Annotated in this window: 14 protein-coding genes; 10 read left to right on the top strand and 4 right to left on the bottom strand. The window is 71.1% G+C overall.

The annotated features are described in order from the left end of the window. Positions 1–127 precede the first annotated feature (127 nt). A complete protein-coding gene (locus ABH928_RS04940) occupies positions 128–1,402 on the top strand; it encodes an LCP family protein (RefSeq protein ID WP_370062384.1) in 1,275 nt (424 codons plus the stop codon). Positions 1,403–1,495: 93 nt separating this feature from the next. Here the strand turns inward: ABH928_RS04940 and ABH928_RS04935 are convergent, their stop codons facing one another. After that, positions 1,496–2,665 (bottom strand): acyltransferase family protein, encoded by a 1,170-nt coding sequence (locus ABH928_RS04935; protein ID WP_370062382.1) that lies wholly within the window; start codon positions 2,663–2,665, stop codon positions 1,496–1,498. A gap of 298 nt (positions 2,666–2,963) precedes the next feature. Further along, positions 2,964–3,917 carry a cyclase family protein gene (locus ABH928_RS04930; RefSeq protein WP_370062977.1) on the bottom strand — a complete coding sequence of 318 codons (954 nt, stop codon included), beginning with the start codon at positions 3,915–3,917 and terminating at the stop codon, positions 2,964–2,966. A 71-nt stretch (positions 3,918–3,988) separates the two neighbouring features. Between ABH928_RS04930 and ABH928_RS04925 the strand changes: the two genes are divergently transcribed. Beyond that, positions 3,989–4,924 (top strand): LysR family transcriptional regulator, encoded by a 936-nt coding sequence (locus ABH928_RS04925; protein ID WP_370062380.1) that lies wholly within the window; start codon positions 3,989–3,991, stop codon positions 4,922–4,924. Positions 4,925–4,964: 40 nt separating this feature from the next. Here ABH928_RS04925 and ABH928_RS04920 read toward each other — a convergent pair whose 3' ends face one another. Next, complete coding sequence (locus tag ABH928_RS04920) at positions 4,965–5,540, bottom strand: PadR family transcriptional regulator (protein WP_370062378.1); 576 nt, start codon at positions 5,538–5,540, stop codon at positions 4,965–4,967. Between the two features lie 98 nt (positions 5,541–5,638). Between ABH928_RS04920 and ABH928_RS04915 the strand changes: the two genes are divergently transcribed. Next, a complete protein-coding gene (locus ABH928_RS04915) occupies positions 5,639–6,256 on the top strand; it encodes a hypothetical protein (RefSeq protein WP_370062376.1) in 618 nt (205 codons plus the stop codon). A 2-nt stretch (positions 6,257–6,258) separates the two neighbouring features. After that, positions 6,259–7,617 (top strand): carotenoid oxygenase family protein, encoded by a 1,359-nt coding sequence (locus ABH928_RS04910; RefSeq protein ID WP_370062374.1) that lies wholly within the window; start codon positions 6,259–6,261, stop codon positions 7,615–7,617. 21 nt (positions 7,618–7,638) lie between these two features. Here the strand turns inward: ABH928_RS04910 and ABH928_RS04905 are convergent, their stop codons facing one another. Next, complete coding sequence (locus tag ABH928_RS04905; RefSeq protein ID WP_370062372.1) at positions 7,639–8,199, bottom strand: TetR/AcrR family transcriptional regulator; 561 nt, start codon at positions 8,197–8,199, stop codon at positions 7,639–7,641. Between the two features lie 81 nt (positions 8,200–8,280). Here ABH928_RS04905 and ABH928_RS04900 point away from each other — a divergent pair, with 81 nt between their 5' ends. The 6 genes from ABH928_RS04900 (at position 8,281) to ABH928_RS04875 (ending at position 16,121) form a co-directional block, all read left to right on the top strand. Next, positions 8,281–9,225: an NADP-dependent oxidoreductase gene (locus ABH928_RS04900; protein WP_370062370.1), complete on the top strand. Its 945-nt coding sequence runs from the start codon at positions 8,281–8,283 to the stop codon at positions 9,223–9,225. A gap of 145 nt (positions 9,226–9,370) precedes the next feature. Next, positions 9,371–11,047 (top strand): FAD-dependent oxidoreductase, encoded by a 1,677-nt coding sequence (locus ABH928_RS04895; RefSeq protein ID WP_370062368.1) that lies wholly within the window; start codon positions 9,371–9,373, stop codon positions 11,045–11,047. Continuing rightward, the gene (locus ABH928_RS04890) at positions 11,044–12,501 is read left to right on the top strand and encodes an ATP-binding protein (RefSeq protein WP_370062366.1); all 1,458 of its coding nucleotides are present in this window, start codon (positions 11,044–11,046) and stop codon (positions 12,499–12,501) included. Before ABH928_RS04895 ends, ABH928_RS04890 begins: the two co-directional genes overlap by 4 nt. Before the next feature lie 16 nt (positions 12,502–12,517). Beyond that, entirely contained in the window at positions 12,518–12,874 is a 357-nt protein-coding gene (locus ABH928_RS04885) for a UBP-type zinc finger domain-containing protein (RefSeq protein ID WP_370062363.1), read from the top strand. A gap of 92 nt (positions 12,875–12,966) precedes the next feature. Further along, positions 12,967–13,734, top strand: coding sequence for an HAD family hydrolase (locus ABH928_RS04880; protein WP_370062361.1), 768 nt, complete (start codon positions 12,967–12,969; stop codon positions 13,732–13,734). Continuing rightward, positions 13,731–16,121, top strand: coding sequence for a glycoside hydrolase family 65 protein (locus ABH928_RS04875; RefSeq protein WP_370062359.1), 2,391 nt, complete (start codon positions 13,731–13,733; stop codon positions 16,119–16,121). Before ABH928_RS04880 ends, ABH928_RS04875 begins: the two co-directional genes overlap by 4 nt. Positions 16,122–16,140 lie beyond the last annotated feature (19 nt).

Here is a 16,140-nt window from a genome sequence, read left to right as displayed (position 1 = left end):
GGGCGGTGGCTGCACCGGACCTTGTCCGTCCGAAACGCTCGATGTGCAACAAGCCCGTCATGGGCTCGGCACGGGGTAAGAACAGGCCCTCCACACGTCTTTCATCCGACTGCAGCACACTGTCGCCATGAACGAATGGGCCGATCAGTGGAACAGCAGCGCCGACAACGGCGGGGGCGGTCAGGAGCCGCCGCTGCCCCCTGGGCTGTCGCCTCGGGGCGGTGCAGGCAGCCGGTCCCGGCTACGCACGCCCGCCCGTCAGGTGCCTGGCACCCCAGGTGCGTCCGCCGCGTCGGCCCGGCCCGGCGCCCCGTCCGGACCGGGCGGGACCTACAGCTCCGGCACCACCGGCGGGCGCCCGCCGCGCGGCTGGCGCCGCTGGTCCTGGCGTCGCCGGACCGCCTACATCGCGGGAGGCCTGGTCGTCGCCCTGCTGGCCACCGCGGGCGGCACCTACGCCTGGGCGGACAGCCAGCTCAACCACACCGTCGACCTGGGCGCGCTGCCTGCCCAGCCGCCGGTCGGCCAGGGCACGAACTACCTGATCGCCGGCTCGGACAACCGGCAGAACCTCACCACGCAGCAGCAGCAACAGCTGCACACCGGCAGCGACAACGAGGGCCAGTACGGCAACAGCGACTCGATGCTGATCCTGCACGTCGGCGCGAACGGCGACACGTTGGTCAGCCTTCCGCGCGACAGCTACGTCACCATCCCCGCGTTCACCGGTTCGTCCGGCAAGCAGTACCCGGCGACCCAGCACAAGCTCAACACCGCGTTCTCCTGGGGCGGCGGACAGTTGCTGGCGCAGACCGTCGAGTACAACACCGGCATCCACATCGACCACTACGCCGAGATCGGCTTCGGCGGCTTCGTCAATCTGGTGAACGCGCTGGGCGGGGTCAACATGTGCCTGGACAAGCCGATGGTGGACCAGGCCTCGGGCGCGAACTTCAAGGCCGGCTGCCAGACCTTCAACGGCGCGCAGTCCCTGGCCTTCGTCCGCGAGCGCCACCAGGAGGCGTCGCAGGACCTGGGCCGGATGGCGAACCAGCAGAAGTTCCTCGCCGCCGTCGCCCACCAGGCCGCCACTCCGTCGACGCTGCTCAACCCGTTCAAGCTCTACCCGGCCCTCAGCGCGGGCATGGCCACGTTGAGCGTCGACAAGAGCATGACCCCGTACGACCTGGCGCAGATGTTCTTCGCGATGAAGGACGTCCAGGGCGGCAACGGCCACTCGCTGACGGTCCCGGTCGGGAACGCCAACTACTACACCCCGACCGACGGCGACGCGCTGCTCTGGGACAAGACGCAGGCGAAGACCCTCTTCAGCGAGCTCCAGAACGACCAGCCGGTGACGATCGCGTCCAACGACGCGACGACGGCCGCCTCCGGAAGCTGACGCCGACCGCGAGGCCTTAGTCCAAAAGCGACGACGCCCGCACCGGCTGCAGCCGGTGCGGGCGTCGTCGCTGAGTCGGAGACCCGACAGGGATCAGGCGGAGGCGGGCGCGGTCTTGGCCGGGCGGGCGCCGTACCGGCCGCGCAGCCACTTCTCCGCGGGCTTCTCCACGAAGCGGTAGCACATCCAGGAGAGGACCAGCGCGATCGCGAGCCATACGGCGTCGTAGCCGAGGTTCGTCCAGGCCGGGCGCCCCTGTGGCGGAGGGAAGTAGCGGCTCAGGCCGAAGATCACCGTCGCGTGGATCAGGTAGAAGCAGTACGACCACTCCCCCAGCCGCAGCAGCGGCTTGGTGCGCAGCAGCGACCGCTTCCCGCTCAGGTCACGCAGCGCGGCGGCCAGGATCAGCAACGCGAGGGCCGGGCTGAGGAGTTGGCTGGTCCACGAAACGCCGAGCCAGAGCTCGTAGTGGGCCCACCACATCACGAACACGTCGAGGCCCAGCACCGCCAGAGCGACGCCGACCGGGATGCGGGGGCGCCACCCGCGGATCAGGACCGCGGCCACGACCACGCCGAGGATGAACTCCAGCGCCCGGTAGGCCGGGAGCCACTGCAGCAGCAGGGCGTGGAACGTGTCGTAGTGGTGCGGCAGGTAGTAGTCGAAACTGACCTTCCGGAACACGATGTCGAGGGCGACCAGAGAAACTGCCAACACCCCCAGGACAGCCGGCCGGGCCCGCAGTATCGGCCGGATCACCAGCGGGAACAGCAGGTAGAAGAAGGCCTCCGCGGACAGCGACCAGGCAACCGGGTTTCCGACCAGCGTCGTGTTGGGGTGCCAGGCCAGCAGCAGGGTCAGTCCCAGGACCACCGCCTTCGCGGCCTGGTGCCAGGTCTGCTGCAGTCCGAAGAACGCGAGCACCGTGGTGACCAGCAAGGGCGGCCAGATGCGCGCGAAACGCCGCCAGTAGAAGACCCTCGCCGGGGTGTCCGGCGAGAACGACCACGCCAGCACGAACCCCGACAGGATGAAGAAGAAGGCCACTCCCGCGTCCCCGTAGCTGGCAGGAATCTGCAGCTTGGGAACCCGCCCCATCTGATTGGTGTGGAACGCGAACACAGCCAACGCGGCGAACCACCGCAAACCGGTCAGCGAGTCCAACCGTGGTCGCCGCCCCGACCCCACCGACCCGGTCGATGGTCGGGTGGACGGCGCTGCCGACGACGTGGCGGACAGGGAGGCGGTCTGTGCGGTGGGCATAAGGCCGTAGGTCTCCGGGAGCCGGGAGGAAAAGGGGAGAGGGGAACACCGGGCAGCGCAATGGCAGCTGGATGCTGCACCGCCGCAAATCGGCCGCGCCTACGGCAAAGCCCCCCTTGGACCCTACACAGACAATCAACAGGCTCCGAAGGTCAAAATCGCAACTGCGGGCGGCGCCTGATGCCGTGGTGTCCGTTCTCTCCGCGTTGAGGCTGATTCGTCAGCGGACCCACAGGGGCCAGGTTTTCCCTCGACGCGAGAACCCGTTCAAAATCAGGACAGGAAATTCACAGGAAATTCAATTCGCCCGCAGCACCGCGTAGGCGCGGACCGGGAAGGTGCCCATGCCCTCGACGGCGGGTGGGGCCGCGTGGAAGCGGAAGCCGTCCGCGGGCAACTGCTGCAGGCCGGAGAGATGCTCCACGACGGGGATGCCCGCGGCCAGCAGGGTGGTGTGCGCGGGGCGGGTCGGATCCTCGGTGTCGTCGATGTTCACCGAGTCGATGCCGACCAGTGCGGGCCGCTGCTCGGCGAGCCACGCGGCGCCCTGTGCGGTGAGGAAGGGGTGGCCGCCCGATCCGTAGCGGTCGGTGCCCCAGTGCCGGTCCCAGCCGGTGTGGATCAGCACCGCCCGGCCGGTGACCTGGAGCGGCAGCAGCACGTTCCGGTCGACGGCGCGGTCCTGCGCGCCGAGGGCCCGGACCACCAGCCCGTCCAGGTCGACCAGCCCGCCCAGCGGCAACCCCGCCAGGTCCGGCCCGTCACCGAAGCGGTGGAAGGGACTGTCGAGGTAGGTGCCGGTGTTCGCGACCATCGAGATCCGGCCGATGTGGAACTCGGTGCCGGGCGCGTAGTGGTCGCGGGACGCCTCGCGGGAGAGGTGGTCGCTGATCTCGGGCGTGGGCAGGCCCGGATAGGTGACCATGCCGTGCCGGATCGGGTGGCTGAGGTCCACGGTCCGGTTGCCCGTCGGCTGCGAGGCCGCCCCGCCGGTACCGCGGCCGCCCTTGTGCGGCTCGCGCAGCGAGCGCCTGCCGCTGATGCGCACCGTGTCGACCATCAGCAGTCCGAGGTGACGCACGAACAGCTGGGCGATGTCGTCGTCGCCGAGGTCCGGGACGGGCATGTCCAGGCGGAACCCCTGGGTCTGCAAGCCGCCGCCGTTGGCGAAGACCACATCCGCGTCGAACTGCACGCGCCACTGCTGCCCGTCGGCATCGTCGTGGCCCTGGTCCGTGTTCACCGTCTCCATACTCACGATGATCAGTGAAGCTGAGCTGGAGAGCAATCGAGGATTTCTGAAGTGTCGCTACAGTCGTGCTTATGGAACTGGACCCGAGGCGCCTCCGGGTGCTCTACGCAGTGGCCGTGCGCGGCGGCGTGGTGGACGCGGCACGACTGCTGCACCTGACTCCCTCGGCGGTTTCCCAGCAACTCGCCCAACTGGAGCGGGAAGTCGGCCAGCCGCTGGTGGACCGGTCCCGGCGCAGGGTTGGACTCACACCGGCCGGACAGCTCCTTGCCGCCCGCGCCGAGCGCATCGAGCAGGAACTGGCCGAGGCGCGCCGGGAACTCGCCACGGCGAGCGGGCGGATGACCGGTCCGGTCGCCATCGCCGGGTTCTCCTCGGCGATCTGCCACCTGCTGATCCCGGCACTGCGTCAACTCTCCGTCGGTCAGCCGGACCTGGAGCCTCGCGTGGTCGAGCTGGAGGGCGCGGTGGCCCTGCGCGAGTTGCGGACCGGCGGGCTCGACCTGGTGGTCGCCGAGTACGACGTGGTCGGCCCCGACGCCACCACGAATCCGGCCGGTCTCTCCGCGGTCCCGGTCGCCGACGACGAGTACCGCGTCGTCATCCCCGCCGGGTGGTCGCCGCCGCCCGACTCCGTCGGGGACCTGGCGGACCGTCCGTGGGTGGCCGGTCCCCCCGAGACCGCCTGCGGGCGGGCGCTGGAGCGGATCGCCGCCGAGTACGGCTTCGCTCCGATCCGCGCGCACACCGCCCTGGAGTTCCCGACCGTCCTCGCGCTGGTGGCGGCCGGGCTCGGTGCCGCGATCGTCCCCGCACTGGCCCTGGGCAGCACGCGCACCGACCTCGTCACGCTCCCCGCCCTGCCTGTCGCCGGCCATCGCCGCATCGCCGCGCTCCGGCGCTTCTCGGGCCGCGGCCCGGACCCGCTGACGGACGCCGTGGTCGCGGCTCTGCGCGAGGCCGCGACGGCGGCGGGGCTGCAACGGCCCGCCACCGGCACGCCCTGACGTGCCCTACCTGCCCTGACATGCCCGGCCGGGGCGAGAATCACTCCGAAGGCTGCGCGGCCTGCCGGACAGCCACCTGTGCAGCGGGAGCGGGTTCCGCTTCGGCCAGTTGCTCGGCGGCCCACGTCGCCCACTCGCTCTGCATGCGACTGAAGCGCAGCCCCCACTCCAGGGCCAGTCGCCCGTGGACAGCCAGCGAGCCCTGCTCTGTCACGAGTGACCGCTCCACTCCCCGGAGTCGCTCGTGCATGTCGGCGGACGCCGCCGCGCGCTCGCGCAGGAACTCCTGGGCCCGTTCACTGGGGACCAGGCCCAGGAAGAAGACCCGCAGCAGCAGGTCGTTGCGCCGGTTGACGGTCGGCGGTTCCTCCAGGAGCCAGTGCTCGAACTCCTTCCGACCGGCCTCAGTGACGGCATAGGCCTTGCGGCCCCGGCCGCCCTCCGCCACCACCTCCACCAGCTCCGCGTCCGTGAGCTTGCCCAACTCCGTGTAGAGCTGGCTCTGCGTGGCGGGCCACACGTGTTCCAGGGATTCGTTGAAGATGCCCAGGAGGTCGTAGCCACTCGCCTCCCCGCGAAGTGCGAGCAGGCCCAGCGCAGCGTGTCTCAAGCTCATGCGTGCATCCTACGCCGACCTTCCTGCATTGACAGGTCCCTAGTGACATTCTATCTTCGACATGTCAGCACAGACATGTCAACGGAGGAGAACCAGTCATGTCCGGATCGGTGCGCGGTTTCATCCCTTGGATCGCTTTCGCGGTGCTCAGCGGCACGGCCGGTTGGGAGACGGCGGCGATCACCGCGGTCGCCCTCAGCGTCGTCCTGCTGCTGCGCAACCGCCGCGCCGGGGTGGGCCTGGACGCGAACGTCATCGAGCTGAGTGCCGCGGTGTTCTTCGTGGCCGTCGCGATCCTCGCCCACGTGCAGCCCCACTCGCCGCTGCGCGACGGTGTCGGCGCGCTGTCCTCCGCCTGGCTGGCCCTGACCGCCTGGGCCTCCCTGGCGATCTCCCGCCCGTTCACCCTGGGCATCGCCCGCCGCTCGGTGCCTGAGCAGCTCTGGAACACCCCGCAGTTCCGGCGGGCCAACAACGTGATCACCTCGGTGTGGGCGGCCGGCTTCACCGTCACGGCGCTGGTCTGCGGCGCCATCGACCTGACCGACCCGCACGCGAGCCTGGCCACCACGCTGATCCAGGTCGCCGGGTTCGTGGTCCCGGCCGTCTTCACCCTCCGCTACCAGGAGTCCCGCCGCCGGCTCGCCGCCCAGTCCGCACAGACGGCGCACGCCGCGCAGGCCGGGCAGGCCGCCGTGTTCACCAAGGAGAGCTGACCATGACCCCTCCCAGCGATCAGCCCAGCGATCAGCCCGTCCAGCAGCCCGTCTATCTCACCGGTCACCTCGCGCCCGTCACCGAAGAGACCGAGAGCCGCGCCCTGTCCGTCGAGGGCACACTGCCGCCCGAGTTGAACGGCCGTTACTTCCGCAACGGCCCCAACCCCCGCCCCGGACAGGATCCAGGCCACTGGTTCACCGGCGACGGCATGCTGCACGGCATCCGGCTCCAGGGCGGTCGCGCGTTGTGGCAGCGCAATCGGTGGGTGCGCACGGCCGCGTTCGCCGGGTCCCGCTTCCTCGGTCCGGAAGGGCCGGACCTGCGGGCGGTCACCGCCAACACCAACGTCATCCGGCATGCCGGACTCATCCTCGCGCTGGTCGAGAACGGCTTCCCGTACCGGGTCACCGACCGGCTCGAAACCCTCGGCCCCTACGACTTCGGCGGCCGTCTCACCACGGCCATGACCGCCCACCCCAAGGAGGACCCGGTCACCGGGGACCTGCACTTCTTCGGATACGGCGCCCTCCCTCCCCATCTCACCTACCACCGCGCCACCGTGGACGGCACGTTGGTGGAGAGCCGGGAGATCCCGGTCGGTGGGCCGACGATGATGCACGACTTCGCGATCACCGAGAACCACGTGGTCTGGCTCGACCTTCCGGTCGTCTTCGACCACTCCCGACTGGGCCGGGGCGGTATGCCGTACCGGTGGGACGACGGCTACGCGGCCCGGATCGGCGTCATGGCACAGCACGGCTCAGCTCCGGTGCGGTGGTTCGAGGTTGAGCCCGGCTACGTCTACCACGTCGGCAACGCCCGCGAGGACGCGGCCGGCCGGATCGTGCTGGACGCGGTGCGCTACGGGCGGGACGGCTTCGTCCGCTCCTGGGACCGCATCAGCGGGGCAGCCCCGGCACCGTCCGGCACCGCCGACCACCCCCGACTCCACCAGTGGACCCTCGACCCGGATACCGGCCGGGTGAACGAACAGCCCCTGGACGACCGGGCGGTGGAGTTCCCCACCGTCAACGAGACTCTCGTCGGCCGCCCCAGCCGGTACCGCTACGCCGTCGCCGACACCTCGATCGTCAAGTACGACCTGACCCTTGGCGCAAGCCGCAGCTACGACGCGGGCAGCAGCCAGGCCCCGGGGGAGGCCGTCTTCGTCCCCGCGGCCGACGCCCGCGCGGAGGACGACGGCTGGCTGCTGACGATCGTCTCCGACCGCGAGGGCCGTGGCTCCGCCTTCGCGGTCCTGGACGCGAGCGACATGACCCGTGTCGCGTCCGTGCCTCTGCCGAACCGCGTCCCGGCCGGCTTCCACGGCAACTGGCTGCCGGACGCCGGCTCCTGACGGTCTGCCGGAGGACTGCTCTCACGTTCCGCCGAGAGTGAGCACCTCGTCGGCCGCACGGGCGATCAGGGCGGCCAGGTCGACCTCGGGATCGCCGGCCCAGGCTCGGCTGGCGCGCTCGAAGGCCGCCATCCCGACCTGCGCCGCGAGTCGCGCCGTCGGTCGGGTGACCCCGCGGGCGGAGAGGGCCGCTTCGAGGACGTCGGTGAGGCCGGCGGTCTTGGCGTAGGCGCGTTCCTGCAGGGCCGGTGTCACGGCGATGACCTCCGCTCGCTGCTCCGCCACCGAGCGGTTGGCGACGATGAGCGGGACCGCCGCGCTGAACGCCCTGACCATGACCTGCAGCGGGGCCAGGCCGTCCGGCGCTGCGGCGACGGCGTCGACGAGGATCGCGCGCAGCTCCGCTTCGCCGTCGAAGAGCACCTCGCGCTTGTCGGCGAAGTGCCGAAAGTAGGTGCGCTCGCTCACCTCGGCTCGCGCGGCGATCTGCGCAGTGGTGGTCTCGTCGTAACCGCGTTCGCGGTACAGGTCCAGGGCCGCCGCGCGCAGGCGGGCGCGCGCCTTCGATCCGTCTCTCGGCATGCCCGCATTGTACGTAGCGACAGTGACTGTCACACTGATAGCGTCAGTGACTGTCGCTACGTGGTGTCGTGAGGAGACCCGATGAGCCCCGTTCCCTCTACCGCAATCCGCTTTCACGAGTACGGCGAACCGGCCGACGTCCTGCGCGAGGAGCGCGTCGAGATCGCCGACCCGGCCGCCCGCCGTGTCCGCGTGCGGGTGTCCGCGGCCGGGTTGAACCCGGCCGACTGGGCGGTCTGCCGTGGATTCAGGCCGGGCGGCCTGCCGCGCGGCATCGGCTACGACGTCGCCGGGGTGGTCGACGCGGTGGGTGAGCAGGTGGACGACGTCGCGGCCGGAGACCTGGTCTTCGGGACGGCGGACTTCCTCGGGCAGCCCAGCGCGGGCGTCGCCGACGTCGCGATTCTCGACAGCTGGTACCGCGTGCCCGACGGGCTGGATCCCGTCGAGGCCGCCGTCCTGCCGATGGTCGTCCAGACCGCCGCCTGGACCCTCGATGCGATGGGCGTCGAGCCGGGCAACACGCTGCTGGTCCACGGCGCGGGCGCGATGGTCGGATTCGCCGCCGTTCAGATCGCGCTGAGCCGCGGCGTCCGGGTCGTCGCCACCGCCGGCCCCACCTACACCGCAGAGCTCACCGCGTTGGGCGCCCAGGCCACTCCCTACGGGGCCGGGATGGCCGATCGGGTACGTGAGCTCGCCGGTGGCCCGGTCGACCTGGTGCTGGACGCCGCGCCGCCGCACGCGGGGGTCGTCCCCGAACTCGTCGCCGCCACCGGCGATCCGAGCCGGGTCATGACCATCAGCAACCACGACGAGGCGCGGCGACTCGGCGCACGCGTCAACCTCGACCACCTCACCGCTCCGGCACCGGCGAGCACCTTCCTCCCCCGGTACGCCGCGCTCGCAGCCGACGGCGCGTTCCGTGTCCCGATCGCGCGCACCTACCCGCTCGCCGACTGGCAGGCCGCCGTCGAGCTCAGCAGGTCCGGCCGCCCCGGGGGCAAGGTCGTCCTGATCCCCTGAGAGAACGCGTCGGGCGCCGGTGTGGGGCCCGACAGACTGGGGGCGGGACGCCGGGCGATGCGACTCTCAGGAGCCGGATCACGTCCCCCGGAGCAGACTGGAGGGGCTGTTCCATCGAGCCCTGCGACAGTCCGGGTGGTGCACCATGGCAGACGCCGCCGACGCGGCACGGACCGTGATCCTGACCGTGGACGACGATCCCGCGGTCTCCCGCGCCGTGGCGCGGGACCTGCGCCGCCGCTACGGGGACCGGTACCGGGTGGTCCGCGCCGAGTCCGGCGACTCGGCGTTGGAGGCGCTGCGCGAGCTGAAGCTCCGCGGCACGCCGGTCGCGGTGATCCTGGCCGACTACCGGATGCCCCAGATGAACGGCATCGAGTTCCTCGAGGAGGCGCTCGACCTGTACCCGGGCGCCCGTCGGGTACTGCTGACGGCCTACGCCGACACCAGCGCCGCGATCGACGCCATCAACGTCGTCGACCTCGACCACTACCTGCTCAAGCCGTGGGAGCCGCCCGAGGAGAAGCTGTACCCGGTGGTGGACGACCTGCTGGCGACGTGGCGGGAGACGGACGGTCGGGTCGTGGACATCACGAAGGTCGTCGGCCACCGGTGGTCGGCGCGCTCCTCGCAGATCCGGGAGTTCCTGGCGCGCAACCAGGTGCCCTACCGGTGGTACTCCGTCGAGGAGCCGGAGGGGGCCAGGCTGCTCGCCGCCGCAGGGCAGGACGCGCTTCGGCTGCCGCTGGTGGTCACCCCGGACGGCACCGCCCTGGTCGAGCCGACTGAGCGGGACCTGGCCGCCCACGTCGGCCTGTCGATCACCCCCGCCGCCGACTTCTACGACCTGGTCGTCGTCGGCGGCGGCCCGGCCGGGCTCGGCGCCGCGGTCTACGGAGCCTCGGAGGGCCTGCGCACCGTTCTGGTGGAACGCGAGGCGACCGGCGGTCAGGCGGGCCAGAGCTCCCGCATCGAGAACTACCTGGGCTTCCCCGACGGCGTCTCCGGAGCGCAGCTCACCGAGCGGGCACGTCGCCAGGCGACGAAGTTCGGCGCGGAACTGCTCACGGCGTGCAAGGTCACCGGACTGGAGGTGAACGGCGCCGCCCGCACGCTGCGCTTCGCCGACGGCTCCGCCGTGTCGGCCCACGGCGTGATCCTCGCGACGGGCGTGTCGTACCGGAAACTCGACGTACCGGGCGTCGCGGAGCTGACCGGGCGCGGGGTCTACTACGGCTCGGCGCTGACCGAGGCGACCGCCTGCCAGGGCCAGGACGTCTACATCGTCGGCGGGGCGAACTCGGCCGGACAGGCCGCGATGTTCCTCGCCCGCAACGCCCGGAGCGTCACCCTGCTGGTACGGGCGCCCCAGTTGTCGGCGTCCATGTCGTACTACCTGCTCCAGCGGGTCGAGGACGCCCCGACCATCGCGGTGCGCACGGACACCGTCGTGGAGGCGGCCCACGGCAAGGACCACCTGGAGGGGCTGACCCTGCGCAACCGGGCGACCGGGCAGACCGAGACGGTCGACGCGCAGTGGATGTACGTCTTCATCGGGGCCGAGCCGCTGACCGACTGGCTGGACGGCACCGTCCTGCGAGACCCCCACGGCTTCGTCCTGACCGGCCCCGACCTGACCCCTGACGCGCGCCCGCCGGCCGGGTGGGCGCTGGACCGGCCGCCCTACCACCTGGAGACGAACGTGCCGGGGGTCTTCGCGGCCGGGGACGTACGGGCCGAGTCCGCCAAGCGGGTCGCGTCCGCCGTCGGTGAGGGTGCGATGGCGGTCATGCTCGTCCACCGCTACCTGGAGCAGTCGTGACCGGCGGCTGGGCGCTCTGCGACGAGGAGGAGCTGCGGAAGCTGTTCCTGTTCGAGAAGCTGACGCCGGACCAGCTCACCCAGCTGTGCCGGGACGGCCACGTGGAGTGGTTCGAGGCCGGGCCGGTGTGCCGGGAGGGGGATCCGGCGGCGCACTTCTACGTGCTCTTCGAAGGGACCGTGGTCCTCTCCCGTCTGGTCGGCGGCCAGGAGGTGGACGTCACCCGCACGTCGGCACCCGGGGTCTACGCCGGAGCGTTCCAGGCGTACCTCGGTGACCAGGTGCCGCAGGTCTACAACAACTCGCTCCGGGTGACCGAGCGTTCGCGTTTCTTCGTGCTGCCCGCAGAGGCCTTCGCGCGAATCGTGCGCGACTGGTTCCCGATGGCCGTCCACCTGCTGGAGGGCCTGTTCTTCGGGTTCAAGAACACCCAGGAGGCGATCGGACAGCGGGAACGGCTGCTCGCCCTCGGCTCGGTGACGGCCGGTCTCACGCATGAGCTCAACAACCCCGCGGCCGCCGCCGTGCGAGCCACCTCCGCCCTGCGGGAGCGCATCGCCCAGGTCCGCCGCGAGTTCGGCGAACTCGCGGCCGATCCGCGCCGGGCCAAGGAGTTGGCCCGTCTGAACGACCTTCAGGACATGACCCTCGCCCGGATCGGGCAGGCCCCGCCGCTCAGCCCGCTCCAGACCGCGGACCTGGAGGACGAGGTCGGCGACTGGTTGGAGGAGCGCGAGATCGGCAACGCCTGGGAGCTGGCGCCGGTCCTCGTCCAGGGCGGCCTCGGCACCGACTGGCTGGACGGGATCGCCGCCGCCGTGCCCGAGGACCTGCTCGGCCGGGCCCTGGGCTGGCTGGGCTGCACGGTCGAAGCAGAACTCCTGCTGACCGAGATCGAGGACGCCACCCACCGCATCTCCGCTCTCGTGGGTGCGGCGAAGGAGTACTCGCAGCTGGACCGCGCCCCGTACCAGCGAGCCGACGTGCACGAGCTGTTGGACAGCACGCTGCTGCTGCTCGCCGGGAAGCTCGGTCCGGACATCACCGTGGTGCGCGACTACGACGCGAGCCTGCCCAGCATCCCCGGGTACCCGGCCGAGCTGAACCAGGTCTGGACGAACCTGATCGACAACGCCGCCTGGGCCATGCACAGCACCGGCAACGGCGGCACCCTCACCGTGCGGACCGCACGGGACGGGGAGAAGGTACTGGTCGAGATCCGGGACACCGGCCCCGGCGTGCCGGCCGAGGTGCAGAGCCGCGTCTTCGACCCCTTCTTCACCACCAAGCCCGTCGGTGAGGGCACCGGCCTGGGCCTGGACATCTCCTGGCGCATCATCGTCAACCGCCACGGCGGCGACCTGCGTCTCCAGTCCGAGCCGGGCGACACGCGCTTCCAGATCCGCCTCCCGATCGATCCCGCACCGTCCGACACACCGTCCGACACCGAGTAGGAGCAGGAGCCCCGCCATGAGCGCCGAGAACGCGATCGACCCCACCGTCCCGCCGAGCGGCACCGGCTGCGTCGAGTGCGACGCGGCCGGCGGCTGGTGGCTGCACCTGCGGCGTTGCGCCGCCTGCGGCCACATCGGTTGCTGCGACGACTCCCCCGCCAAGCACGCCACCGCGCACGCCAAGGCCAGCGGGCATCCGGTGATCCGCAGCTTCGAACCGAGCGAGGAGTGGTTCTGGAACTACGACACCTCGGAGTTCTACGAGTCCGGCCCGCAGCTGGCTCCCCCGACCCACCACCCCCTGAACCAGTCCGTCCCCGGCCCGGCCGACCGTCTGCCGAGCGACTGGCAGCAGCGCCTCGCCGCCGGGTGACCGCGCGCAGGCTCGACGTCGAAGCGGAGGCGACGCGCCCGCCGGGGAGAAATGGCCGCGTAGCCGCATACGCGCGGGTGAGACTGGGAGCCATGCTGGGACTCCCGGACCACATCCGCGGCTTCTTGTTCGATCTGGACGGCGTACTGACGCGGACCGCCGAGGTACATGCGGCTGCCTGGAAGGACATGTTCGACGGCTTCCTGCGGGCGGATGCGGCTCGGACCGGCACGGAGTTCGTGCCGTTCGATCCGGTCGGGGAGTACGACCGATACGTGGACGGCCGCCCGCGGTTGGACGGAACCCGCGCCTTCCTGCGGTCCCGCGGCATCCAGCTCCCCGAGGGCAGCCCCCAGGACCCGCCCGGGGCACGGACGATCCACGGTCTGAGCACCGCCAAGAACGAGATCGTGCTGCGCATGATCAAGGAGCGCGGCGTCGACGCCTACCCCGGCTCGGTCGCCTACCTGCGTCGCCTGCAGCAGCTCGGGCTGCCACGGGCGGTGGTCTCCTCCAGCGCCAACGCGCGGGACGTGCTGCACGCGGCCGGCCTCGCCGACCTGTTCGAGGTCGTCGTGGACGGCGTCGTCACCGCGGAGCAGCACCTGGCCGGGAAGCCCGCGCCCGACACCTACCTGGCCGCCGCCCGGATGATCGGCGTCCCGGCCGAACACGCGGCGGTCTTCGAGGACGCGCTGGCCGGTGTCGCCTCCGGGCGCGCCGGGGGCTTCGGTGCCGTCGTCGGGGTGGACCGGGTCGGTCAGGCGGACGAACTGCGCGCACACGGCGCCGACGTCGTCGTGCGGGACCTGTCCGAACTGCTCGATCTGCCCGGACGGCTCGAAGGGGACACGCAGTGAGGTCCGAGGCTTTCTCCGTCGACCCGTGGGCCGTCGTCGAGCACACCCTCGACCTGACCGGCCAGGCCACGGCGGAGTCCGTGTTCGCGTTGTCCAACGGCCATATCGGCCTGCGGGGCAATCTGGACGAAGGCGAGCCACACGGGATGCCCGGCACGTATCTCAACGGCGTGTACGAGCTGCATCCCCTGCCGTATGCGGAGATCGGCTACGGGTACCCCGAGTCCGGGCAGACCGTCATCAACGTCACCAACGGCAAGATCATCCGGATGCTGGTCGACGACGAGCCGTTCGACGTTCGGTACGGGCAACTGCGAAGTCACCAGCGCCGCTTGGACTTCCGTGACGGACTGCTTCGTCGCGAGGCGCAGTGGACGTCGCCCGCCGGACGGACCGTCAAGGTCACCTCCACCCGCCTGGTCTCGCTCACCCAGCGGGCGATCGCCGCGATCGAGTACACCGTGGAGGCCGTCGACGGTCCGGCCCGGATCGTGCTGCAGTCCACGCTGGTCGCCAACGAACAGTTGCCCACCGCGGAGGCCGACCCCCGTGTGGCCGCGATGCCGGAGGCGCCCCTGGTCGCGGAGGCCAACATCGCGGTGGGCACGGAGGCCGCACTGGTGCACCGCACCGCCCGTAGCGGGCTGCGGGTGGCGGCCGGGATGGACCACGTCATCGAGGCCCCCGGGGCCTTCGACGTCAGCGCCGAGAGCAGTGAGAACAACGCGCGCATCAGCGTCACCACCGTGCTGCAGCCGGGCGAGCGCCTGCGGCTGGTGAAGTTCGTCGCCTACGGCTGGTCCGCGGTGCGGTCGCTGCCTGCCGTCCGTGACCAGGTCCTCGCGGCCCTCACGGCCGCCAGGTTCACCGGTTGGGACGGCCTGGTGCGCGAACAGCGGGAGTACCTGGACGAGTTCTGGGAGCACAGCGACGTCCGGCTCGACGGCGACGTGGAACTGCAGCAGGCCGTGCGCTTCGCGCTGTTCCACGTTCTGCAGGCGAGTGCGCGCAGCGAGGACCGCCCCATCCCCGCCAAGGGCCTCACCGGCACGGGCTACGACGGCCACAGCTTCTGGGACACCGAGGCGTTCGTGCTGCCGGTGCTCACCTACGCCCTGCCGGGCGCCGTCAACCAGGTCCTGCGCTGGCGGCACAGCACGCTCCCGCTCGCCCGCGAGCGCGCCGCCCAACTGGGCCTCGCCGGAGCCGTGTTCCCCTGGCGCACCATCCACGGCGAGGAGTGCTCCAGCTACTGGCCCGCCGGCACCGCCGCGTTCCACATCGGCGCCGGGATCGCCGCCGCCGTCGTCCGCTACGTACGCGCCACCGGCGACCACGAGTTCGAACGCACCATCGGGCTCGAGTTGTTGGTCGACACCGCGCGGATGTGGCGCTCGCTCGGCCATCACGACCTCGCCGGGCGGTTCCGCATCGAAGGCGTCACCGGGCCGGACGAGTACAGCGCGATCGCGGACAACAACGTCTACACCAACCTCACCGCGCAGGCCAACCTGCGGCACGCGGCCGCGACGGCGACCACGTACATGCAGGAGGCCGCGGCTCTCGGCGTCGATCCCGAGGAGGCGGCGGCCTGGCGTGACGCCGCCACCGCGATGTACATCCCCTACGACGAAAGGCTCGGAGTCCACCCGCAGGCCGACGGGTTCACCGACCACCAGTTCTGGGACTTCGACAGTACTCCGGCGGAGAACTACCCCCTGCTGCTGCACTACCCGTACTTCGATCTCTACCGCAAGCAGGTCGTCAAGCAGGCCGACCTGGTGCTGGCCATGCAGGTCCGCGGCGACGCGTTCACCGACGAGCAGAAGGCGCGCAACTTCGCCTACTACGAGCGCATCACCGTCCGCGACTCGTCGCTGTCGGCGTGCACCCAGGCGGTCATCGCCGCCGAGGTCGGCCAGCTCGACCTCGCCTACGACTACACCGCCGAAGCCGCCCTGATGGACCTCGACAACCTGGGCGGCAACAGCCACGAGGGTCTCCACATGGCCTCGCTCGCCGGGGCCTGCATCGCCCTGGTCGCCGGCTTCGGCGGCCTGCGCGACCAGAACGGCACCCTCACCTTCCGCCCCCGCCTGCCCAGCGGAGTGCGGCGGCTCGCATTCGCTCTGACGGTCCGCCAGAGTCTGCTGAAGGTGGAGATCACCCATGAAACCACCACCTACGAGGTCCGCAAGGGCGGCCCGATCCCGGTCGTGCACGACACCGAGCGTCTCCAGGTGGAACCCGGCCACCCCGTGACCAGAAAGACCCGTCGGCACGAGCCGGTCGAACGCCACGTGCAGCCGCCAGGACGCGAACCCGCCCGCCGCCACGCCCAGCCGGCCTCCCACACGCCCCCGACCGACCAGCTACCGGCCGAGTGATCCGAATCCCCGCCCTGGG

The sequence above is a fragment of the Streptacidiphilus sp. MAP5-3 genome (genome assembly GCF_041262505.1).
Taxonomy (GTDB): domain Bacteria; phylum Actinomycetota; class Actinomycetes; order Streptomycetales; family Streptomycetaceae; genus Streptacidiphilus.
The sequence above is the reverse complement of the archived record's forward strand: the minus strand, read 5'-3'. Positions and strand labels throughout refer to the sequence as shown.